Raw genomic sequence first — 23,154 nt, forward strand, 5'->3', positions numbered from 1 at the left:
TCCACATTTGTGGACAAACCTGTGGGAAACACCCCCACCATGCTGTGGATTTCCACGGGAGAAACTCCGCACAAAGTAGATGCATCTCCCAAAATCAGGGAGATACGAATACCAGCATTGTGGCAGGTCTAATCGGAGGCGGAGGAGGACCGAGACTCAACTAGCAGGGCGAGCCCGCACTATTCACGATGCTTCGTCGTGAAACCGCCGAGTGACGTGGCGAGCCCGCCGGCCGATGGCCCGTGGCGGCAGTGCAGCGTCAATGGCACCAGAACCGCTCATGAACCATGCAGGCTAGGGATATAACCGGTACAGCATTCTCGGGAATGGGATGGTCTCGCGTACATGTTCAAGCCCACAGATCCAGGCCACCGCCCGCTCAATACCCATTCCAAAACCGGCGTGCGGCACCGAACCGTATCGACGAAGATCCAGATACCACTGAAACGCGTCGACCGGCAGATGATGTTCGCGGATACGCGCCAGTAATTTCTCATGGGAATGAATGCGCTGACCTCCACCGATGATCTCGCCGTACCCCTCGGGAGCCAACACGTCCATGCAGAGCGCGAGATCGGGGCGAGCCGAGTCCGTTTCCATATAGAAGGCTTTCAGCGCAGCGGGATATCGATGCACAATGACGGGGCGATCGAACTCTTTCGAAAGAATGGTTTCGTCCTCCGCGCCAAAATCATCTCCCAATTTTGCCGAGAGTCCTTTTCGCTGAAGCATGTCGATGGCTTCCTCATACGTAATACGTGGAAACGGCGTCGTCACACGCTCCAGCTTGGCAATATCCCGCTCCAGCAATTGCAATTCTGCACGACGCGTCTTCAGCACCGCCGCCACGATATGCGACAAGAACTGCTCGGCGAGATCCATCATGTCCGGCAACTCCGCAAACGCCACTTCCGGTTCGACCATCCAAAACTCCATCAGGTGTCGGCGTGTCTTGGATTTTTCCGCGCGGAACGTCGGACCGAAGCAATAGACCTTTCCAAATGCTGCGGCTGTGGCTTCGCTATACAGCTGGCCGCTTTGCGTCAAATATGCCGTCTCGTCGAAATACTGCGTCTGGAACAGGGTCGTCGTCCCTTCGCAGGCATTGGGCGTAAAGATCGGCGCATCGACCAGCGTGAACCCGCGATCGTCGAAAAAATTCCGACAGGCGCGAATAATCTCGTGACGAATGCGCAAGACGGCATGCTGGCGGCTGGAACGCAGCCAGAGGTGCCGATGCTCCATCAAAAATCCTGTGCCGTGTTCTTTCGGCTGAATGGGAAATGGTTCCGCCACTTGCAAGACCGCGAGACGCAATACATCCAGTTCATACCCGCCCGGCGCGCGCGCATCCTGCCGCAATGTGCCGGTCAGGACGACGCTCGACTCCTGTGTGAGCTCAGCCGAATGAGCGAACTGCTCCTCGCCAACCGCGCCCTTGCTCACCACCGCCTGAATATCGCCGGTCCCATCCCGAACAGTCAGAAAATGGAGCTTTCCCTTATCTCGCCGGCTGCGGAGCCAGCCGCGTATCGTCACTTCCTGCCCTGCATGGGCCGCAGCTTCGTCGATATAGATCACCGGCATGGGCATTTCCCTTCGCTATGTATGAACATGAGAGATCTCGATTATGCAGGAGGGTAACGAACAGCCTCGGGCTTTTCAAGCGCATCACAATTCCTCCCTTTCGTTGACACAATGTCTTTCGCGGGGCATCATCGAAATCACGATGTATACGAATGTCCGACGCTCTCGTCACTCCTTTGCATCATTGTTCATGGGGCTGCTCCTCGTGGGTTTTCTGCCAGCGGCACAAGCTGGAGAGTTTAGATCTGACAACCCGCTCAACCAGCCTGGAAAGATTTACTGGTGCCCAAATCGCGCGGCCGACAAGCGCATTACCGCCACACCTGACGCCGGTTGCACTGCGCTGTACGATGCGGATCGCGATGAGAAGAAAGCGACCTCACTCAACCAAGAGGAACGCAACGATTCCACCTCAAAAGAACCCCTCAAGATCATCGACATTCAAAATGAAGCCTCGAAATTCACTCGCGACTACCGTGAGTTTCTGGACTGCTGCGCGAGCGAATGGGATTCCCTCGATCGCATCGACGAACTCCTGGAACAGTCCAATCACATTTTGATGTCGGTCCAACAAAAAGGCATCTACAACAGCGCGGGATTCGGCGTGGGAAGCGGTGCAGCGGGTTTGGGCGGGGGCCCCGGCCAATCTCCAAAGCTCGGCACCTTTGCTCGGCAATGGACTCTCAGCGAAATCGTCGGCACGGTCGCCATTGCGCGGGATGATCTCAAGAAACTCAGAACCCGGATGAAGGGCCTCATCACGCGATACGAAAAACTCGACTCACTGGATTACGAGCAGCGCGGGAGAGAAGAACGGCGGATCGAAGACGAACGCGAGGCGATAGCCCATGATCTCCGACCGAAACGACCTGCAGCGTCCGCCCCGACAGGAATGGAGATTCAGGACACTACCATTCCCACAAGAATCGGCGGGGACATCGAGAATTCGCAGTTGAACCGCTCCCTCAACCCGAGCTTCGGCGCCGACATCGGAGACACCGTCTCGCCCTACAGCAACGTCAACGAATCCCTGCGCCCTCGCCGTGGCGAGAGCCTCAAAGACTCCGTGTTGCCCGAGCGTGTCGGCACGCAAACCCAGGACACGACGTTGCCGAACGCGTCCGGCTTCGAAATCGGCGGCAGCGAAAACGAGGACGGCTCCTCATCGGTGCAATTGCGCGGCGTCGGTCCCTCAATCGGCGACTCGTCCCTCAACAATCAATCCCGCCGGTAGCGGACTCCCGTCAGATCACGAACGGCTATTCCTTCGGGAATACAGACGGCATTGGTTCCCAATGCGCCCCCCCATCGAGACTTTTGTATAAGCCACTGCCGTTCGTCCCGGCATAGAACACCTTGGCATCCGTCGCGCTCTGCGCGAGCGAGCGGATATTCGTGGTCGTGAACCCGTCGTTCAACGGCGTCCAGTTCAGGCCACCATCCTCGCTCCGGTGAATGCCATCCCGTCCGGCAAGATAGATGACTCCCGCACGCGTACGATCCAGCACCATCGCCACGATCATTTGATCTTGCAACGACTCCCCGATGCGCACCCAGGACGCGGCACCGTTGGTGGTTTTGTAGAGCCCGGCCAGCGTCGCCGCGTAAACCGTGTCCGGCGCGAAGGGGTCCACCTGCACCGATGTCACCCCGAGCGCACGCGACGTCTTCACCATCCCCTCCGGCACCAGACCGTTATTCACTTGCAGCCAATGCGCCCCCTGATCGCTCGTTTTATAGACGCCGCCGCTGGTGCCGGCATACATCACCGAGGGGCGTGCGGGATCCATCCCGAGCGTCACCACCATCAAGACTTCCTTCATGCCCTCCATTTTCTTGACCCACCGCTCCCCGGCGTTCTTCGATTCGAACACGCCCATGGTGGTGGCCAGGAACATATGGCTATCGTCCGCCGGATCGAAGACAAACTGATTGACCACGGATGAGATGGTCGCGTCGTCCAAACCGGTTCGCGCTGAAGTCCAACGCTGGCCGCCGTCATAACTCTTATAGACCGCATCGCCCTTCGTACCCGCATAGATCGTGGCGGGATAGAGCGGATCAATCCCCATCGCGATCACGCGAGAGTAGCTCATCCCCTTTGAGAGATTACTCCACGTTTTGCCGCCGTCCCGCGATTTGTAAATGTAGTCGTTGGTGGCGATGTACAGAATGTCGGGATTCGTAGGATGGAGTTGAATGACGACGATCGGATCACTCCCGCCGCAACCGCCGAGGAAGAGACCGGCAAGCAGGAACATAGAGGCAAGAAATTTGGTCATGCTTGAACCGCGGATCCACAGGGGATGGTCAAACAGGTCGCCCAGCGAGGCCGCAGCGAGGGAAGAGGCGAGGCGTACTGTGCTTGTACGTTGAGCCTCTGATCGAAGCGAGAACGAAGCTGGGCGCCTGTTTCACCATCCCCAGGCTAGCGGTAGTTGGTGAACTGCAAATCAATCCCAAAATCTTTTCCTTTAAGAAACGCAATGGCCGCTTGCAGATCGTCCTTGCTTTTGCTGATCACCCGCACCTGTTCGCCCTGAATCTGCGCCTGCACCTTTAGCTTGGATTCTTTGACGACCTTGGTAATCTCCTTGGCCTTCTCCGAAGAAATCCCGCTTTGAATCTTGATCACTTGGCGAACGGTGGCCCCGAGCGCCTCTTCGATTTTGCCATAGTCGAACGCCTTCAAGGAGACGCCGCGCTTCACACACTTGCTCTTGATGATCTCAATGACGGCATTGAGCTTATATTCGTCGTCAGACAACACGACGAGTTCCTTTTCCTTCTCCTTTAACGTTAGCTCGGTCTTCGAGTCCTTGAAGTCGAACCGCTGCTTGATCTCCTTGGTCGCCTGATCGACGACGTTTTTCATTTCCTGCATATTCACTTCCGACACCACATCGAATGATGATTGGTCAGCCACGATGTCCTCCTTCTAGGCTTCCGTCGATCGTCCCGTGCTTAACAGCAGCCGCCGCCTGGCGGTAGCATGAACTTGCGCTCGTCATGTCGATGAATCGCCGTCTGCGCGCGACCTGCGGATCCACCACCGGCGGTTGCGATGACTTCGCTGCTGCTGAACGGCCGCTTCAGGATCACATACCCATACCACTGCTTCATGCTGTCGCTCAAGACGACGATCCCCAGGATCGCCACCACCGCGACGAGCACGGCATCGAGATAGAGCGCGAACGCTTGCCCCGCCGCCAATTTTGCCGCCTTCGCCAGAAACATCCAGAACATCTCATACGAGCCGGCCAGCGTAATCGCTCCCACGAACAACATGGGAATGGCCGTCACCCAGAGGTAGGGCGACTTCCACATTTTGATCAACACCGTCGTGGCGATACAGAGCGCCAGCGTGCCCAGCAATTGATTGGCCGCGCCGAACATCGGCCAGATGGTGGAAATGCTTCCGGTCCCAATCAAATACGCCCAGGAACCCACGACAAACGCACTGCTCAGCAACACGCCGGGCCACCAATTCATCTGTCGAAATGGCGCGTACACCCGCCCCGCCATTTCCTGAATCAGGTACCGCGCGACACGTGTCCCCGTATCGATCGTGGTGAGAATGAAGAGCGCCTCGAAGACCAGCGCGAACTGATACCAGTAGGCCATCAACCCGGCCATGCCCGGCAGCGCCGAAAAGATGGAGGCCATGCCTACAGCCAGTGAGACCGCGCCGCCGGGCCGCCCCGCCACATTCACCTCAACCATCTGCGACAATTCCGCAATGCGCGATGGCGCGAAGCCCATGGCTGTTAGAGTCTCGGCTGATAGCATCGTATTGATCGCCAGATAATCGCCGGGAATCAGCACCGAGGCCGCAATCAGCGCCATCACCCCGACGAAGCTTTCCAGCAACATCGCCGCATATCCCACCACGGCCTGCGATTCCTGCTCGATCATCTTGGGCGTCGTCCCGGAGGACACCAGCGAATGAAAGCCCGATACCGCGCCACAGGCGATCGTGATAAACAGAAAGGGAAACAGCGTGCCGGGAATGATCGGTCCTCCGCCTTGGGCGAAGGTCGTCAACCGCGGCATCTCGATCGTCGGCGCCATCAGAATCACCCCGAGCCCGAGCAGGAACACCACCCCGAGTTTCATGAAGGTGGAGAGATAGCCCCGCGGGACCAGTAACATCCAGCCCGGCAAGACCGAAGCGACAAACCCATACCCGGCCAGTAACCAGACCAGCGCCGGTTTGTCGAATTCGAACAACCAGGCATAGGACGACTGCCCTACGACCCGGCCGAACAGAACCGCCGCAACCAGCAATACCAAGCCGATCACCGACACTTCGGCGACCGCGCCCGGTCGAAACTTCTGAAGATAAAACCCCATGATGAACCCGATGGGAATCGTCATGGCAATCGTAAAGGTACCCCACGCGTTGTGGTAGAGCGCATTGACCACCGCGAAACCGAGCCCCGCCAACGCGACCACCACAATAAACAGGACCGCCACTGCTGTCGCCGTGCCGGTAATGGACCCCAGTTCATCATGTGCGATCTCCGGCAACGAGCGGCCGTTACGACGCATCGAGGCGACCAGGATAATAAAATCCTGCACCGCCCCCGCCAGAACGGCACCGATCACCAGCCAGAGAAAACCTGGCAGAAACCCGAACTGCGCCGCCAGCACTGGGCCGAGCAAAGGACCAGCCCCAGCAATTGCCGCGAAGTGATGGCCGAACAGGACGACTCTATTGGTGGGATGAAAGTTTACCCCGTCGTTCAACCTCACGGCGGGCGTCAGACGCGCATCATCCAACTGCACCACCTTCCGAGCCAACCACCGGCCATAAAACCGATAGGCCAAGACGTAGATGCAAGCCGCCGCGACGACCAACCAGAGCCCGTTCACTTTTTCGGTGGGATTGATGATACCGACAACATGGGCAAGCGCCACCGCCGCGAGCACCGACAGCAGCATCCAGAGCACAATCAAGGCTGTTTTCATGCGCGGGATACTAGCACAAACGCAAGGAGATGGGGCGACGTGAGACCATACGTGCCAGGCCTTGAACATGTAGGCGAACAGGAAGTGCAGCACGGTTGAGCAAGAACGCGCTCGCCGGGTTTGTTATACTTTTTCTCAGCTATGTCTCCTGCCACGCCTTCAGAGCCATCCGGGCGAGAACGCCGCGAATTTTATCGCATCACCGTTCTTCTCCCCATGTGCATTCAGGTCGCAGGAGAGGACACAGAAGGCGAGTTAACCGAGACGTCCGTCAACCTCAGCGCCGGAGGTATCGGCGTGATGGTCACCACAGATTATAAATTCCGTGACGTCCTGTCCCTGACGCTTCTCCTCCCCGATCACGGTCACTTTAAGGCCTCTATCCAGGTCCTGCGAATGGATCCACTGCCGCTCCTTGGCGGTATGTATCGCCTCCACGCTCGCTTCGTGGGGATGACCGCTCAAGACCGGGAACTCCTCGTCAGATACATCCTGCGTTTTCAACGTGACCATCTACAGGAACATTATTCCGCCTGACCGGACGAATGCGCCTTCGATGACATGTCATCAGTCATCGGCAACCTTAACAAGCCTACCCTGCGCCGTTTGCTTCCGCAACCGGTTACAGGGGATGATGCGCATATGCGCGCACTCACATGGCTCCTCGGTACGGTCATCGCACTGGCAACCGTCGGTGCGGTTTACCAAATCGTCGGCATGGTGCTGGATCGGCAACAGTATCCGCCACCAGGCCAAATGGTCGACATTGGCGGACAGCGGCTGCATCTCTATTGCCTTGGGACGGGAAACCCGACCGTGATCCTGGAGGCGGCTGCGCCGGGATGGTCGTTGTATTGGAGCACGGTGCAACCGCAACTGGCCCGAACCACACGCGTCTGCGCGTATGATCGCGCCGGTCTCGGGTGGAGCGATCGTGGTCCGCTGCCGCGCACGGGACAACGGATGGCGAAGGAACTCCATTGCCTGCTGGAACGCGCCGGCATCGCCGGGCCTTATGTGCTGGTGGGACATTCTCTGGGCGGCCTGGTCGCCCGGCTCTACCAACACGACTATCCCCAAGAAGTCGTCGGCATGGTGCTGGTTGATGCGGGACATGAGTTGGAAATGCGTCAGGCAGAATTTCGATCATTCGCCAACGCCGGCAAATCCATGCTGCCCGTCTTTCGCGCCATGACGATGCTGGGCATCACGCGCCTGATAGCTTCATATGACCAACTGCCGCCGATCTTGACTCTGCAGGAAGAGAAGGTCCCCGCAGAGATTCGACCAATGTTGCGCACCGTCTGGCTGCGGACCGGTTATGTGTCCACGCTCGCTGACGAAAGTGATGGACTGATTGAAACCCTGGAACAGGTGCGCCACAGCGGTCGGTTGGGCGATCTTCCGTTGGTCATTATCACAGCCACGGGCCCGGTCTGGTGGCCGGATATGCCGGGTCAGGTGAATCCCGCGAAGTTCAAAAAGATGTGGATGGATCTGCAACAGGACCTGACCACACTCTCGACGAAGAGCCGCCAGGTATTTGCCGAGCACAGCAGTCACTTCATTCAATTCGATGAGCCGTCGCTCGTCGCCGAGTCGGTTCGCCAGATGATCGATCTCACCCGCCGGACAGCCACCTTCAAGTAAAGAAGTCGCACTGTAGGATTTCCCCACGTACGGCTGCTGCCGCAGCCTGGCACTATTTGGGAGGGTGATGGTTATTCCCGGGAAAGAGAGGGATCGGCACCTTTGGTCATGATCGCCAGACAGCCGAGCCCCAGCGCGATCCAGACGAACTCCCGAAAGCGCCGCAGGAGCGCGAAGGTAATGCCCGTGACTTCGCCATAGCCGAACGCGGAGAGCAGGAACAGATTGCCTGCGTCTTGCGCACCCAAACTGCCTGGAATAAAAAACGTCCCTCCTTTGATAAAGACGGATAACGCCCCAATCGCGACAGCCGGCAAGACGTTGATGGATTGCCCCATGCACAACACCATCACATAGACCTCTAGCGCTTCCGCCAGCCAGCCAAGCAGAAACAGCCCCGTCGAAAGGAGGAAGGCTTGTCGTTGATGGGAATAAAAGCCCGCGATGGTACGATCCAGTTCGATCAACTGCTGTTCGCGCGCCTCCAGAAACTGAATACGCAGACCGATGCGCCGCAGCAGATTCAGGATCCACCCGAACATGCCCTGCCGTTGGACGATGACAAAGGCGCCGACCCCGAACAGCAGGAGGCCGACGCTGACCAACCCTGCCATGATCGTCTGTCCGGCCGATCCGCCTGAGCCCAATAACCAGAATCCCAGGCCGATGCCCGCAAGGATGAAAAGAATCTGGGCGATAGTCATGGTGGTTTTGGCCGTCACCACGGAAGCGAGGCCCTCTACGAGCGGCACGCCCTGGCGACTGAGGAGGTAGGCCTTCAGCGGTTCGCCTCCCACGTAGGCCGTAGGAGTGGTCATGTTTACGACTTCTCCGGCGGTACGAATGGCTAAGATACGCCAAAAGGGAACGCCGTTTGCCCAGGCGCCGAGCGTCACACGCCAGCCATAGGCTTCGAGCACATACATCAGGAGAGAGGGAAGAAGGACCAGCACCATGGCCGCGGGACCCAGTTGCGTCACCGCATCGTAAATACGCCCGATGCCGATGTGCCAGACCAGTGCCGAGAGTGTCAGCGCCCCGAGGAGAAGGAGGGCTGCTTTAAGCACGGGCCCGTGCCGAGGGTCGGATGACCCACACCATCATCAACCAAAAGACGGTTGAGCCGAGTGCGGCCATCCACAAAAACCAATCGAGTTTATCCAGCAGGGCAAAGAGGAAGACCACCACGGAAAAATCGCGACTCGCCACATTTTTCAAAATGAAGTCGGACCAGGCCGCCTGCTTCGGTGTGTTCCACCCTCGAGTGGCGCCGATCTTTTGTGCCTTGGTGACCAGCCAGAATGCCATGGCATTGCCGAACACGGCTGCGCCACCCAGCGCCAAGGGAACCCATGCCTCGGCCGTATCGGCTTGGCGCATATAGGCCCCACAGGCGATGCCGGCGAAGATGGCGATGTGCACCACGTTGTCCATGGCGATATCCAGCCAGGCGCCGAACGGGGATTCCGTGAAGGTGAGCCGCGCCACCTCGCCATCGCAACAATCGATAATGGCCGCGAGTTGAAACAACAGCGCGGCCACAATGCCGGCTGTGTAGCTCCCCAGGCCGAATCCGACGGCGGCGAGGAGCCCGACAGCGGTCGCCACCATCGTGATGGTATTCGGGGAGCACTTCAGTTGGAGAAAGAGTCGCGTCAACAGCCGCGAGAAGGTGCGATTGAAGTAGCGATCGACAAATCCTTCAGCCTCGCCCTTCAGCGAACGGAACAACGTCCGCTCTGCCTGGCCGGCGCTTGCCTGATCCCACACCTCGCGATACCAGAGCCCTGCATGAGACGCGGCGGCCACCACCCGTACACGACCTTCAACGGCGGCATGTTCGAGCCAGCGGCGCATGGGCGTCATCCCGGCGCCTTCCGTAACGCCACTCGCCTGGAGGGCAGCCGCCCCACTGGGCGGGTTCAAAATGCTGGCCGGCAACACCACCAGGTCGGCCGCGACCTGATGCCCCTGCTGGCCGGGCTGATTGTGGAATGAAACCAGCCGCCCTTCCTGAAATGCGACCACCGGATTCCGACGACCGACCACAGACTCAACCGGACCCACTTCACGCGTCACCACCAGTGCCTCGCCATCACGCACGGTCTGGCGCAGATGTTCGATTAAGCCCTTGGAGAATACCGCTTGAACTCCGGCCACGAGACAGAACCCCCGGACTTCAGCGGCCAAGGATTCCCAGGTACGCGGATCGTCGAGCGGAAATTCCCGGACGGGCATCCATCGGACCGGAATCGTCACACGAGCTCCACGCGCCAAGGCTTGCTTGAGCAACTCTTCATCGGGACCGGCCAGGACGATCAATTGGCGAATGCCCCCGCGTTGCAAGGTGAGCACAGTCCGCTGAAAGAGGCTCAATCCTCCGATGTGGGTCAAGGGGCCGACGTCGGCAAGACCGCGGCCCGGGCGATCCCCGAAGAGACCGGCGCCCGGCAACAAGATGGCCGTGCTCAATCCCTGCAGTTCCGCGCCCCGTTGTAATGTACTTTCACTCATGATTGGACTCGTCGTTCGTCTTTCGTCATTCGTATTTCACGCAGACACGGGAAGTTGAGAGCCCTAGCGTACGGTGTCGATTCTCTCCAGAGGACGCGTCGCACTTCATGCGTCACCTGCATCGAGCGCGTGGTTCTATAGGCGGGGGAGAACCTCCCGCTCCGCCTTCGTCACATCTTCAGGGAAATCGATTTCCGTCCAGGGCAACCCACCGATTTTCTCATGCCCGACTTTGACGTCACGGAAATACTGCAACAACCCGTCCTCGTATTCCATGTCCCAGCGGCCCTCGTCGATGTACCCCTTGAGCGAGGCGATCACATGCGCCGTATCGGCCCGACGTACCCTGAGAAATCCCACGCCTTCACCGGCGAGATCGTACCGATCAGGCATTTTCTTGCTCAGGGCGATGACGCGGTCGCCCTGTACGACGACCATACATTCCTCGCCCGTCTGTTTCACGGTATCGTCCATCAGCAGGCAATTCTCATAGGGCGAGGCCACCAGACGGCGAAGGATTTCCCGGTGAAACAACACATCCGCATCCATGATGACCACATCGTCGGTCAGCGCCTGTCTCGCGATCCATAATGACGAAATGCTGCCGCGATGAAACTCCTCGTTCACGAGATAGGAGATGTCGACCCCATGACATTGCGAGCCCACGGCAGCCCGGATCATGTCCTGTTTATATCCCACGACAATCGTGGCCTGCCTGATACGAACCGCCGCGAGGGATTCGAGATACCGGGACAACAAGGTCTGCCCGCCGATCTCGATCAGGCATTTCGACTTATGCTGGGTCACCGGCCAGAGACGTTTACCCACGCCTGCCGCAAGGATAATCGCCTTCATACGCGCGCGGCCGCTCCCGCCATGACTTCCTCGAACGCACCCAGAAATCCGTCGATCTGGGCCTCGGTGAGCGCCCCCATGTTGGCGACACGAAAGATCTTCGACTCCAGTTGTCCCTGCCCGGCATAGATCACATAGCCGCGGGCCTTCAGCTGATCATGCAGCGTGGCGTAACTGAGGCCGTCCGGAAGATGGAAGGCGGTAATCGTATTCGACTGTACCTCTGCCGGCAGAAACGGCTGCACGCCCATGCCCGCCATACGCTCGCGAATTCTTGTGGCCATGCGCCGATACCGTTGGAAGCGGTTCGTCACCCCCTCCTCCAGCAGTTCGTCCAGGGCTTCCTCAAACGCGTAGTACACCTGCACGGCCGGCGTGAAGGGCACGATCCCTCGCCCCTGTTCATCGACATAATGGGTCAGGGTCAGATACCAGGACCGCTTCGGATATTTGCGCATCTGGTCCAGGAATCCCTTGCGCAGCAGGACAAACGACACACCGGGGAACCCCTGAATGCATTTCCCCGCGGTTCCCGCCACCATATAGATGTGTGATCCGGCAATATCGATCGATTCCCCCGCCAGACCGCTCACGGAATCGAGGACGAACACTCGGTTGAGACTGTCGACCACTTCCGCAATGTCTTTCACCGGATTAATCAAACCGGTCGTCGTCTCATGGTGCACCATCGACACCGCATGCACTTCGGGATGTTGGCGCAAGGCCAATCGGAGCCGTTCCGGATCAGGCCTGACGTGCCATTCCGACTTGAGTTCGGACACCCCGAGCCGCTGCAATCCGATCATATTGGACAGGCGCTCCCCGTAGACCCCGTTGTTGAGCACCAACATGCGCTTGCCCAACGGCAGGCAGGACATGACGGCAGATTCCACCGCAGCCGTGCCCGACCCGGTCAAAATGACGGCCACATACTCGGACTCCGCACCGGGCACGAAGGCCGTGAGCAACTTCTGCTGGATGCGCAGCAGCATGTCGGAAAACTCGGATTCCCGATGGCAAATGTCCGGGCGCAACAAGGCCTGCCGCACCCGCTCGCTCACATTGACCGGTCCTGGATTCAAAAGGATCATGGTTCAACCTCCGGCTGTTGATTGAGACGGAGCGGGACGGGCCCACTCAAATCCAGTGCGCCGCAATTATTCGATGGCTTTCATGAAGCGCGCAGTGATCGCCGGCGGCTCCAGCGCAATCCGTCCGGCATCCTCGACAAACTCGTTCACCTTGACGAGCAACATGCTGGGCCCGTCGTTCTTCAACATATCTTTGAATTCGTACACGAGATCTTCACGGTCCAGCACACGTTCGACCGCCACGTATCCGGCAGCCTTCGCGACTTTTTCCAATTGGACGACGTTGGAGATCGTCGGCTGATTCCCCGTCGAGCCATACACTTCATTGTCGAACACGACATGGACGAAGTTCTTCGGCCGCAACGCACCCACTGTGGCAAGCGTGCCCATGCCCATGAGGACGTTGCCGTCTCCATCGAACACGATCACCTTCTTGGAAGGTTTGGAAAGCGCCACGCCGACACCGATGGCTGCGGCATTCCCCATGGACCCGATCATATAGAAATGCGTGGGCCGATCGGCCAGCTTTTGGGCTTCCCTCGACGGAAATCCATTGCAGATGATGACGGGCTGATCTGTCAGCAATTCCAGCAGCGCGGCCATCGCCTGCGCCCGGCTCTGCATCGTTCCCTGTTCCGGTCTCATGGATGCAACCCCTTGATGATGCCTTTTTTGATCAGGAGGGCCACGGGAATCCGCTGTTTCATAAAGGTCTGGCCCACCCACCGGAGATCGTCCGCCATCGTCTGTTCCGACAAGGTCCGGTGCGGAATTTTCATCGTATCCAATAATTGCGGCATGGTTTCGCCCATCACCAGATGTTCCGGAGCGTCTTTGCCCTCAAAGCCGCGCCAGGAGACCAGCAAGATGCAGGGTTGGCGATAGATCATATTGAGCGAGAGCAGCGTGTTGAGCGATGTGCCGAGGCCGGAGTTCTGCATGAGCACGGCAGGGATTTTTCCAGCCATGAAGGCGCCGGCCGCCATGGCCACCGCTTCGTCCTCACGCACGGCCGACGTGTAGAGCTTGCGCGTGAGCAACTCTTCGATGATGCCGCCGAGCAGGGAATCAGGCACACCGGTGAAGAAATTGACGCCCAGATTTTCGAGCGCCTGCACGAACACATCACTGTCGACCATGAACTATGCTCCTGTCTCCTGACGGGCCCCGACACAAGAGGCGCATTATAGCCAAGGGGTCCCCTCATTCACAAGAACGCCGCGCACGAGTTGCCGCCGCCGGAACGACCGTGATAGCGTGCCGACAGATCCGTTGAATCGCCATGCGTGATGCCTGCTCGATATGGTCGCCGTCCCCCTTCCTTCGCTGGGTCCTGCTGCCCGGCCTGCTGCTTCTCGGTCTCGTCATACCGGTCTCCGCCATCACCATGGCGAATGATCCGCACGGATACCGCGAGTTTCGCTGGGGCATGCCCCTCACCGACATCTCGGACCTCACAGTGACGCGCGAGAACACCCACACCATCGATTACACGTTCCGGGATCGTCCTCCCGTCTATGCCGAAATCCCGGTCGACAGTGTGCTGCTCTCCACCGTGGACGCTCAGTTTGCACGCGTCACCATTCGATATAGCGGTGCCCAAGCCCATAAACAGGTGTTGCAGTATCTCGAACGAACCTATGGCACGATCGAGCGGCTTCCCGGACAGATGATGCGGGGACTCAACCAGCAATATACCTGGCGGGGACCGGACACGGAGATCAGCCTGACCTACGAGGCCAACCGGGATCGAGGATTTATTTTTATCGAAAGCCGCAGCCTCGCCCCCCGGTTTCAAGACCGGATATCGGATACCGCGGAGTAACCGGACATGCACAGACGAAGCACTCGCTCCCAATCCTATTGGTTGATGACGCTCATCGCGGTCGTCGCCCTGTGGATGCAGGCGGTGCCGGCGCTGGCTATCCCGATGCAAAACGATCCGAACGGGTTTGAAGGCATTCCTTGGGGGACAGCTTTCACCGAATCGGATCAATTCGTGAAGGTCGAGGATGCGGGACGAGTGCAAACCTTCGAACTCAAGACGACACCGCCGACCTTGGGCCCGGCGACGGTCGAATCAATGAAGTTCAGCACGATCGAAGGCAAGTTCGCCCGGGTCATGGTGAAGTACACGGGCAAAGAAACCCACGACCGCTTGCTAGCGTTTCTGCAACAACAATTCGGCCCGATCGATCAAACCCCCGGTCAAATGGCCGGCGGCGCGGTCAAGTTCTTCAACTGGCAGGGGCCAGACAGCGCGATCATCCTTCGTTATGATCTTCGAACCAGCCAGGGCGTGATTTTTTTCGAAAGCGAGGCGTTTCGCGTGAAGTTGAACGAAGGCAATTTGCCCCCCGTCCCTTAACCGATTTTGTACCGCGCGCCCTGTCTCCGTGGGCTTGACCCACCGGTGAATAGAATCTCCACGATCCTTGTCACATTTCGTGGTTGCATGATACCTTGAGCGGTGAGTAATCACTCACTCACCAGACGACGGATGACGTGAACCCGACGAACGCCGCTTCCCGCAACGCCAGCCACGATCGCCAGGCCAGCCTGATTTCTTGTGCCGCGAACTTGTTTGCCGCCAAGGGGTTCAAAGGCACCACCACCAAAGAAATCGCCAAAGCCGCCGGCGTCAGTGAAGCGTTGGTGTTCAAGTACTTCCCGACCAAACGCGCGCTGTACACGGCCATCCTCGCCGAAAAGGCTCCACTGAGCGAACTGCTGAGCGCTGTGGAGGAATTTGCGCGCAAACGTGACGACCATCGGGTTTTTACCCTCATTGCCAGCTATCGCATCCGTCCGGGAGCCGATCCCACCATGTTGCGCCTGCTGCTCTTCAGCGCGCTGGAGGGCCATGAACTGGCGGATATGTTTTTCGGGAAACAACACCGGGTATTCTACGACTATCTGGCCGGATACATTCAGACCAGAATCGACGAAGGCGCCTTTCGCCCGATTGATCCCCTGCTGGCGGCGCGGGCGTTCATCGGCATGGTGGTCCACCACCGGCTGCTGCATGAAATTTTCGACGTGCCCTTGCACTGTTCCCACAAAGAGATTGTCTCCACCTATGTGGAACTGTTTTTGAAGGGCCTCCAGCCGTCATCCACCGACAAGAAGCGAGGCCTGACCCGTGTCCGGTAATCCGATTCGACGACATCCCATCGTCACCCTGGGCATCATCGTCTTCATCGCCGTGGCGGCATTGGTCGCGTTCCGCCTCACTAGCGGCGCCAAGACAGACCCGCGTAAGAACCGGATCCTCACCGTGGGCACGATGGCTCCCATCAAGCAGGATCTCGACGTACGGTTGACCTATACCGCCGATTTGATTCCGAACCAGCTCGTCAACGTTTTCTCGCGCGTGGACGGCTACATTGCCAAGATCTATGTCGATAAGGGGGACCTGGTCAAAGCTAGTCAGCTGTTAGTCGAAATCGACCATACGGATTACATCCATGCCCTCAATCAGGCCAAGGCCAATCTCTTGTCGGCGAAAGCGAAAGTCGTCCAGCAGGATGCGGCGGTGCGCAATGCCGCCCTCACGCTCGACCGCATGCAAGCACTGATCAAAGACCAGTTTGTCTCGCAACAGGATCTGGATACAGCCCTGGTGAATCGCGACGCCGCCGTCGCGTTACAGGATTCCCTGCGCGCCCAAGTACAACAGATGACGGTGGCGCTAGCCCAAGCCGAAACCAATCTGGCCTACTCCTACATTCGTGCCCCGTTTGCCGGCTATATCGCCGAACGCAACCTCGATCCCGGCGCGTACGTCAGCGGGACCACGGCCAGCACGTCCACCGTCTCGCGCGGCATCTTGAGCGTGCACGACGTCGAAACCGTCCGTACGTTAATCGAAGTCGTGGAGAAGGATGTGCCGCTCGTGCAAATCGGGCAACGCGCCGACGTCCGCGCCGAAGCTTATCCGAACGAGGTGTTTGAGGGCCGGGTCACACGCATCGTCCAGGCCTTGAACCGCGCCACCCGTACCATGACCGTCGAGGTCGATCTGCCGAATAAGGACCATCGACTCAAAGGCGGCATGTTCGCTCGCGTCGAGGTCCTGGTCGGGAAACATTCCCAAGCGATACAGATTCCTCTTGATGCAGTAAGCCGTCTCGAAGAATCACAGTATGTCTATGTCGTCAAAGAAGGGAAGGCCCATCAAGTGCCGGTCGAGCTGGGCGCTCGCGATGGAAACCGCATCGAAGTGGTGAAAGGCCTTGCGGGCGACGAACACCTGATCGTCTCCGGAAAAGACCTCGTCAGCGAAGGCATCCCCGTCCAAACGCAGCCGATGGATGCCGTGAAACGTGAGTCGTAACAGGTACCACGTGAAAGAATTTCCTCCGTTGATGGCAACTTCTCGTCGTGTCACATCTCGCGTGTCCCCGTTCACGTATTCATTATGTGGCTGACACTCCTCGCACTCCGCAATCGCATCGGCATCCTGATGTTGTCCCTGGCTATGGTGATCCTGGGAGCCACCTCGCTGGAACGCCTGCCGGTCGATCTCTTTCCGAACATTCAGGTTCCGGTCGCGTTCGTCGGGGTCATTTACAAGGGCGCACCTCCGCTCGATATCGAACAAAGCGTCGTCTATCCGATCGAAAAAGCGGTCAGTTCCGCCTCCAACGTCGAACATGTGGAGTCGTTCGCCAAGCAAGGCATCGGGGCCGTCCAGATTTGGTTCAACTGGGGCGCAGATATTAATGTCGGCCAAATGGAGGTGATGCAGCGCATCACCCAGATTTTAAACAGCCTGCCGCCAGGCATTCTGCAGCCCTTCATCGTCAAGTTCGATGTCTCCAACATCCCGGTCGCCTTCGTGACGGCCTCCGGCGGCGACCTCGACGAACGGGCGCTCTACGACCTGGCCTACAACACCATCGCCCCGCAGATTGAACAAATCGCCAACGTCGCCGCCGCCACGGTGGAGGGCGGCAAGATCCGGCAGATCAACATCAATCTCGATCCGGCGTTGCTGCAGGCACGCGGCCTCTCGATCCTCGACGTGGTCAAGGCGGTGAAGGCCTCCAACCTGATCCTGCCGTCCGGCGACATCAAGGCAGGCAATCTCGACTACAACGTATTCACCAACACCCAGTTCAAAACCGTGGAACCGATCAACGACGTCGTCGTGAAGATCGACGCGCGTGGCAATCCCGTGCGCGTACGGGATGTCGGCGTCCTGACCGATTCATCCGACATTCAAACCAACGTCGTCCGCACGGACGGCAAACGGTCGGTCTATTTGCGCGTCAATAAGCAGCCGATCGCCAACACGGTGGAAGTCGTCGATGCCTTACGGAAGGCCATCCCGAAAATGATCGGCATTCCCCCCGGCGTGCAGTTGGGGATTTCCTTCGATCAGTCGATCTACATCCGGCAATCGATCAAGAACCTCATCGAGCAGGCACTGCACGGATCGCTGCTCGCGGCGGCGGTGATCCTTCTGTTCCTGAGAAATCTCACCAGCACGTTGATCATCTCCGTCGCCATCCCGCTGTCGATTCTCGTGACGTTCATCGTGTTGTATTTCACCAACCAGACGCTGAATGTCTTCACGATGGGCGGCTTGGCGCTGGGGATCGGGCGTCTGGTGGACGATTCGATCGTCGAATTGGAAAACATTCAACGCCACCTGAATGTCGACCGGAACCGCTGGGATGCCATCGTCAACGCCGCGCGCGAGGTCGCCATGCCGATCTTCGCCTCCACGGTCACGACGGTGGTTGTCTTCCTGCCGATGTTTTTTATCGTCGGCATCGCGCGACTCCTGCTCATTCCGCTCACGCTTACGATTGCCATTGCCCTGTTCACTTCATTCTTCGTCTCACGGACGGTGACCCCCGCGCTCTGTTATCGTTTCTTGAAGTCGGAACAGGAGGCGCACCGCTCGCTGCCCTCCTGGTTCGTGCGCATCATGCAGTGGAGCCAGCGCCGGTACGAAGCCCTCGATGAGGGGTACGAACGCAGCCTGCGTTGGGTGTTGGCCCATCGCCGCACGCTGTTGTTCGCCGTCGTCGCGCTCTTCGTCAGTTCCCTCGCGCTTTTGCCGTTTATCGGAACCGAATTTCTGCCGGTGTCCGATGAAAGCCAGTTCCGCATCGTCTTGCGAGCGCCCGTCGGGCAGCGGGTGGAAAAAACCGTCGATCAGGTCGCCGAGGTCGAACGGGTGTTGCGGGAGAAGATTCCGCCGGACGAACTCGAAGCGATTGCCTCCAGCACAGGCGTCCTCGCGCAAGGCCGCTCGTCATTATTCAATCCCAACACGGGACCGCATACCTCGGTCATTTCGGTCTATTTGGCCTCTCCCGATAAACGCCGGCGCAACCAAGTCGAAATTATGAATGCCGTCCGGCCGTCGGTGATCAAACTGTTCCCCGGCGTGGCGATGTTTTTCGATCCGGGCGGCCTGGTCAAACGCGTGACCAGTTTCGGCTCGCAGAAATCCATCGACGTGGAGATTTACGGCTACGACTTCGAGAAGGCTCGCACCGTCATCCAGCAGACCCAGGAGATCATGCACAAGATTCCCGGCATGGCCGACATCGAAGTCAGCCGGGAAGAGAACTACCCCGAAGTCAACGTGGTGGTGGATCGGGAAAAGGCCGCGCTCCTGGGAATCAGCGAAACGGACGTCGCCAATGCCGTGTTGTTCTCCATGAACGGCAACGGCCAGACCGACCCGATCATCTATACCGATCCGCAGAACGGGAATGAGTACTACATCAGCGCCTGGCTCGCCGAGGACCATCGCAAGGACTTGACCGCCATCGAGCATGTGTTGCTCACGACCAAAAACGGCGAGCCGGTCCTGCTAAAGAACCTGGCCACTCTCAAGCTGAACGCCGGACCAGTGAAGATCGAGCGCAAATACTTCCAGCGCGTCGTCCACATCACGGCCAACCCCGTCGGGCGAGATCTCGGCGCCATTGCTCAGGACCTGGAAACGGCATTTGCCCAGTTGCAATTGCCGCCAGGCTTCAGCATCCGCCTGGCGGGGCAGATTCAGCAGCAACGCGAGACGTTCGAGGGCCTCATGTATGCCAGCGCTTTAGCCCTGATCCTGGTGTACATGGTGATGGCTGCACAGTTTAAGTCGCTGATCGATCCCTTCATCATCATGTTTTCGGTGCCGATGGGCATTCCCGGCGTGATCGTGATCCTCTATCTCACCAACACCACGATCTCCACCTCGTCCTTGATGGGCATCATTATGATGTTGGGCATCGTCGTCTCGAACGGCGTCCTGCTGGTGGACTACACCAACGTGTTGCGACGCCGCGGCCTCGACCTCTCCACCGCCGTCGTCACGGCTTCTCGCACCAGACTCCGACCGATTCTCATGACCTCCCTCGCCACGGTGGTGGGCCTTATCCCGATGGCGCTCGGAATTGGAACCGGCAGTGAAACCAACGCGCCGCTGGCGCGCGCGGTGGTGGGTGGGCTTACCGTCTCGACCATCCTGACGCTGTTTCTCGTCCCGACCGTCTACACGATGCTGGAAGAACGGTTTCCACGACGAGCCGAAGAACTGGGCGAGACACCGGCGGAAGCTGAGTTGGCCGGACAACAGGGCTAGCAGGATACGGAAAAAGTCCGCCAGCGGCGTTCTCGCGTCGCTCAGGGGCTCACCGTACCTCAAGAGTACGATTCGCCCTGGGACACTGGGCGCTCACCGACTCGCGCCCGTCCGCAGACGTGACGCTCATTCTTCTTCGCGTCGCAGACCTTACTGCGGCCTTGCTGGACGGCCTTTTTGCGCATCCTGCGGGTTGCCGTCAACCCGACAAGGCACAGAATCACAGCATTCTCGAAAGCGCGTGGCCCTATGTTTTGGGATTTGCAGGCTGTTCAGAAAGGCTGTCCAGCAAGGCTGCAGGAAGCGCGGCGACTGAGGAGGTACAAACCAAACTTCGATTGACCCGTTCGCCGCTTTAGATATTCCTGGCGAACGGATAAACCCCACCAGTAATCCCGTTTTACCACTTGTACGTCGCAAGGAGACGTGCGACTGAGAACGCCGCTGGCGGTTTTTCTAGGGACGGAGACTGGGGAAGAGCGAGGCCAGCTGAAGCGCCAGCCCCATATCACCGCTGATGCGGAGCCGACCGGTCATCGCGATCATGGTGCCGCTGACCTGACCGTTCAATACCCGTAGACAATCCTCACCGGACATTGCCAGCGTGACATTCGGGTCCGGATGGACCCCTTCAGACACCTGACAGGCGCCATCTCGAATCTGGAGTTGGTACTGTCCGCCGTCGGCCCCGTTCAAATCGAACTGGTAGACGACATCCAGGCCCTCGGCCGCCTCAGGATCCAGCTTGCCAGGAAGCGTGGCAAAGAAGGCCTGCACTGTTTTCGGTTGAGAGTGAGTCATGCGATGGCGCCCCGGCGAGCATACGTCCCCGCCGGGGCGTACATACTCGGCTAGTACCGCAACATAGCCCGGTGGCTTGAACGACGGGCACCGAAGAAGGCCTTGGAGAACTCTTCGACGACGGTCGGCTCGTACCCCTTGCAACTGAAAATATCGAGATAGGCGCTATTGGTATCGTTGGCGAAATGCCCGCTGATCAGGGAGGTCTCGATCAACTGCACCATGCTGTAGCCCGCCACGCGCCCTTCGCCGAAATTCACGATCTGGCAGGTGCCATATCGCTTCATTTCGATCAATTCACAGAGCTGTACCACGTAGGCTTCGATCTGTTTGGCGTCGCGAATGCGCTCGGGAATGCAATCGTGGAGGTCTACGGAGGTGCAAATGCCCCAGGCCTTGCCGGGTCCGACGGAGTCCGGATGGACCGCGGAGTCAGCAATCCTGGCTGAAGATGATGAGATGTCGTCGGAGGTGGCACCTTCGGCGTTGTGCATATGCGATACGACCTTTCTGTTGGGGGTGGTGGGAGTGGTGAAGCATGTATTTGCACTATACTCAACGTTTGAAACACTGTAAATATTTATCTCCGAAATTTCTCGCGCCGCGCGCGCATTGACAAACTTGCGACCCCTTAGCGAGAATGCCGCCCATGAGTGATACATCCACAACCAAGTCCACTGCCTCAGCACCGACCGCTGAATTGCCCGACCGCCTGTGCACCTGGTGCAAGGTGGCCATGACCAAACGCCTGGTCGCCGGCGGCCAATTCGTTCACTACACCTGCCCCAAGTGCGTCTTTCAGCACACTACCAAGCGAACGCCACAAGCCCAATAGTTCCTTCGGCGCGCCGTGTGGATAATTCTAGCGCCCCCTTTTTTTAGGTGACCGGTAGCCAGACTCATCAAAGCGGTCGCGAACAAGACCCCAACTAGCGAATGATGGAGGCGTCCTGTTTTTGTCCGTCGAAGGAGTGAACGACCCGAGAACGCCGTTGGCGGCCCTATTCGGGTAACCTGGCATCCAGGCCGATCAAAGAGGTCGTCCAGCAGGCCGCAGGAAGCATGACGACTGAGGAGGTACAAACCAAACTTCGTTCGACCCGTTCGCCGCTTGAGATATACCTGGCGAACGGATAAACCCCGCCAGTAGTCCCTTTCACCACTGTACGTCGCAGGGAGGCGTGCGACCGAGAACGCCGCTGGCGCCCTCTTTCATCGGCCGTCACTCGTCGTAGTATTTTTCGCGGTAGATCGGACACAATCCTTTGGCGTGGAGTCTGGCCGTCACATCCTTGATCATCGCGCTCCCCCCGCAGAGGTACACCGCAAGATTGGCAACGGATCCAATCCGTTCATCGATCAACGCCGTCACGCGCCCTGTCGCTCCCTGCCACCCCGGCTCCGGCCTAGACAGCGTCGTCACGACGGTAAAGTGGGGATGGATCGCGGCCAGCGCAGCCCATTCATCCTGCCAGTAGAGATCTCGTTGGCTACGAAGCCCCCAGAACAGCGTGACCGGCCGATCCGGCTGCCGCTGCAATTGCGCCAGGATCATACTCCGCATAGGCGCGATGCCGGTTCCCGTTGCGACGAACAACAGATCCTTCGTCCCGTCGTCCCGAAGATAAAAGGCGCCCGCTGGTCCCTTGAACGACGTCCGCTCCCCTTCACGCAGGCTAAACAGGTAGCTCGAACCGGGCCCTCCCTGAACGAGATTGAGGACAAGGAGGATTCGATCTTGCTGCTCCGGCGGCGACGCAGACGCAATGGAGTACGGTCTGGTCACGGGACGGGGTTGCCCTTCCTTCGGCACCTCGAACGAAACGAACTGTCCGGCTTTACAGGTAAGCGTCGGTGGGTCTAGAAGGCGCAGCTCAATCGCCCGCACGTCATGCGTCAGATCCTGAATGCGGCTCACTTCGGCCGTACACGTATTCATCGTTTCCAACCTGGGGAGATGTGACTGGAGCGGAAGATCCGGTTAGCCTCGCCCGGACGGCAGCAACAGGTGCGTCTCATAACTCATGATACCAAGAAATGCGGCGAGGCCGAGATAGTACAGGCCATAACTCATCTTGGTCGAAA

Annotated in this window: 22 protein-coding genes; 9 read left to right on the forward strand and 13 right to left on the reverse strand. The window is 58.7% G+C overall.

The window, feature by feature from the left end:
* Window positions 1–294: 294 nt before the first annotated feature.
* The gene (asnS, locus tag JNL86_13280) at window positions 295–1,587 is read right to left on the reverse strand and encodes an asparagine--tRNA ligase (GenBank protein MBL8043881.1); all 1,293 of its coding nucleotides are present in this window, start codon (window positions 1,585–1,587) and stop codon (window positions 295–297) included.
* A 190-nt stretch (window positions 1,588–1,777) separates the two neighbouring features.
* Between asnS and JNL86_13285 the strand changes: the two genes are divergently transcribed.
* Window positions 1,778–2,821: a hypothetical protein gene (locus JNL86_13285; GenBank protein MBL8043882.1), complete on the forward strand. Its 1,044-nt coding sequence runs from the start codon at window positions 1,778–1,780 to the stop codon at window positions 2,819–2,821.
* A 25-nt stretch (window positions 2,822–2,846) separates the two neighbouring features.
* Here the strand turns inward: JNL86_13285 and JNL86_13290 are convergent, their stop codons facing one another.
* The 3 genes from JNL86_13290 to JNL86_13300 form a co-directional block, all read right to left on the reverse strand.
* Entirely contained in the window at window positions 2,847–3,869 is a 1,023-nt protein-coding gene (locus tag JNL86_13290) for a hypothetical protein (GenBank protein MBL8043883.1), read from the reverse strand.
* Window positions 3,870–4,015: 146 nt separating this feature from the next.
* Window positions 4,016–4,513, reverse strand: a complete 498-nt coding sequence (locus JNL86_13295; GenBank protein ID MBL8043884.1) for a YajQ family cyclic di-GMP-binding protein — start codon at window positions 4,511–4,513, stop codon at window positions 4,016–4,018.
* Between the two features lie 38 nt (window positions 4,514–4,551).
* Window positions 4,552–6,558: a carbon starvation protein A gene (locus tag JNL86_13300; GenBank protein ID MBL8043885.1), complete on the reverse strand. Its 2,007-nt coding sequence runs from the start codon at window positions 6,556–6,558 to the stop codon at window positions 4,552–4,554.
* A gap of 216 nt (window positions 6,559–6,774) precedes the next feature.
* On the opposite strand from JNL86_13300, the gene JNL86_13305 reads away from it, so the two are divergent.
* The gene (locus JNL86_13305) at window positions 6,775–7,095 is read left to right on the forward strand and encodes a PilZ domain-containing protein (protein MBL8043886.1); all 321 of its coding nucleotides are present in this window, start codon (window positions 6,775–6,777) and stop codon (window positions 7,093–7,095) included.
* A 105-nt stretch (window positions 7,096–7,200) separates the two neighbouring features.
* Entirely contained in the window at window positions 7,201–8,208 is a 1,008-nt protein-coding gene (locus JNL86_13310) for an alpha/beta hydrolase (protein ID MBL8043887.1), read from the forward strand.
* Between the two features lie 71 nt (window positions 8,209–8,279).
* On the opposite strand, the gene JNL86_13315 is transcribed toward JNL86_13310, so the two are convergent.
* From JNL86_13315 to JNL86_13340, 6 genes are all read right to left on the reverse strand, one after another.
* The gene (locus JNL86_13315) at window positions 8,280–9,275 is read right to left on the reverse strand and encodes a flippase-like domain-containing protein (protein ID MBL8043888.1); all 996 of its coding nucleotides are present in this window, start codon (window positions 9,273–9,275) and stop codon (window positions 8,280–8,282) included.
* On the reverse strand, window positions 9,268–10,722 hold the full coding sequence (locus tag JNL86_13320; GenBank protein ID MBL8043889.1) for a CDP-alcohol phosphatidyltransferase family protein: 1,455 nt from the start codon (window positions 10,720–10,722) through the stop codon (window positions 9,268–9,270). The genes JNL86_13315 and JNL86_13320 overlap by 8 nt, the downstream gene beginning before the upstream one ends.
* Before the next feature lie 135 nt (window positions 10,723–10,857).
* Window positions 10,858–11,577: a phosphocholine cytidylyltransferase family protein gene (locus JNL86_13325; protein MBL8043890.1), complete on the reverse strand. Its 720-nt coding sequence runs from the start codon at window positions 11,575–11,577 to the stop codon at window positions 10,858–10,860.
* Window positions 11,574–12,668, reverse strand: coding sequence for an aminotransferase class V-fold PLP-dependent enzyme (locus JNL86_13330; GenBank protein MBL8043891.1), 1,095 nt, complete (start codon window positions 12,666–12,668; stop codon window positions 11,574–11,576). Before JNL86_13330 ends, JNL86_13325 begins: the two co-directional genes overlap by 4 nt.
* A 66-nt stretch (window positions 12,669–12,734) precedes the next feature.
* Window positions 12,735–13,313 carry a sulfopyruvate decarboxylase subunit beta gene (locus JNL86_13335; GenBank protein ID MBL8043892.1) on the reverse strand — a complete coding sequence of 193 codons (579 nt, stop codon included), beginning with the start codon at window positions 13,311–13,313 and terminating at the stop codon, window positions 12,735–12,737.
* Entirely contained in the window at window positions 13,310–13,807 is a 498-nt protein-coding gene (locus JNL86_13340; protein MBL8043893.1) for a hypothetical protein, read from the reverse strand. Before JNL86_13340 ends, JNL86_13335 begins: the two co-directional genes overlap by 4 nt.
* A 143-nt stretch (window positions 13,808–13,950) precedes the next feature.
* Between JNL86_13340 and JNL86_13345 the strand changes: the two genes are divergently transcribed.
* The 5 genes from JNL86_13345 to JNL86_13365 all read left to right on the forward strand — a co-directional run bounded on the left by JNL86_13345 (window position 13,951) and on the right by JNL86_13365 (window position 20,268).
* Window positions 13,951–14,493: a hypothetical protein gene (locus JNL86_13345; GenBank protein MBL8043894.1), complete on the forward strand. Its 543-nt coding sequence runs from the start codon at window positions 13,951–13,953 to the stop codon at window positions 14,491–14,493.
* A gap of 6 nt (window positions 14,494–14,499) precedes the next feature.
* Entirely contained in the window at window positions 14,500–15,036 is a 537-nt protein-coding gene (locus JNL86_13350) for a hypothetical protein (GenBank protein ID MBL8043895.1), read from the forward strand.
* Between the two features lie 137 nt (window positions 15,037–15,173).
* Window positions 15,174–15,821, forward strand: a complete 648-nt coding sequence (locus JNL86_13355) for a TetR/AcrR family transcriptional regulator (protein MBL8043896.1) — start codon at window positions 15,174–15,176, stop codon at window positions 15,819–15,821.
* The gene (locus JNL86_13360) at window positions 15,811–17,004 is read left to right on the forward strand and encodes an efflux RND transporter periplasmic adaptor subunit (GenBank protein ID MBL8043897.1); all 1,194 of its coding nucleotides are present in this window, start codon (window positions 15,811–15,813) and stop codon (window positions 17,002–17,004) included. The genes JNL86_13355 and JNL86_13360 overlap by 11 nt, the downstream gene beginning before the upstream one ends.
* Window positions 17,005–17,088: 84 nt before the next feature.
* Window positions 17,089–20,268 (forward strand): efflux RND transporter permease subunit, encoded by a 3,180-nt coding sequence (locus tag JNL86_13365; GenBank protein MBL8043898.1) that lies wholly within the window; start codon window positions 17,089–17,091, stop codon window positions 20,266–20,268.
* 456 nt (window positions 20,269–20,724) lie between these two features.
* Here JNL86_13365 and JNL86_13370 read toward each other — a convergent pair whose 3' ends face one another.
* Window positions 20,725–21,069: an SCP2 sterol-binding domain-containing protein gene (locus JNL86_13370; GenBank protein MBL8043899.1), complete on the reverse strand. Its 345-nt coding sequence runs from the start codon at window positions 21,067–21,069 to the stop codon at window positions 20,725–20,727.
* Between the two features lie 50 nt (window positions 21,070–21,119).
* Window positions 21,120–21,563 carry an S-adenosylmethionine decarboxylase gene (locus JNL86_13375; protein ID MBL8043900.1) on the reverse strand — a complete coding sequence of 148 codons (444 nt, stop codon included), beginning with the start codon at window positions 21,561–21,563 and terminating at the stop codon, window positions 21,120–21,122.
* A gap of 155 nt (window positions 21,564–21,718) precedes the next feature.
* Between JNL86_13375 and JNL86_13380 the strand changes: the two genes are divergently transcribed.
* The gene (locus JNL86_13380) at window positions 21,719–21,904 is read left to right on the forward strand and encodes a hypothetical protein (protein MBL8043901.1); all 186 of its coding nucleotides are present in this window, start codon (window positions 21,719–21,721) and stop codon (window positions 21,902–21,904) included.
* Window positions 21,905–22,291: 387 nt separating this feature from the next.
* On the opposite strand, the gene JNL86_13385 is transcribed toward JNL86_13380, so the two are convergent.
* Window positions 22,292–23,008 carry a hypothetical protein gene (locus JNL86_13385; GenBank protein MBL8043902.1) on the reverse strand — a complete coding sequence of 239 codons (717 nt, stop codon included), beginning with the start codon at window positions 23,006–23,008 and terminating at the stop codon, window positions 22,292–22,294.
* Window positions 23,009–23,154: the final 146 nt, after the last annotated feature.

The organism is Nitrospira sp. (assembly GCA_016788885.1).
Taxonomy (GTDB): Bacteria; Nitrospirota; Nitrospiria; order Nitrospirales; family Nitrospiraceae; genus Nitrospira_A.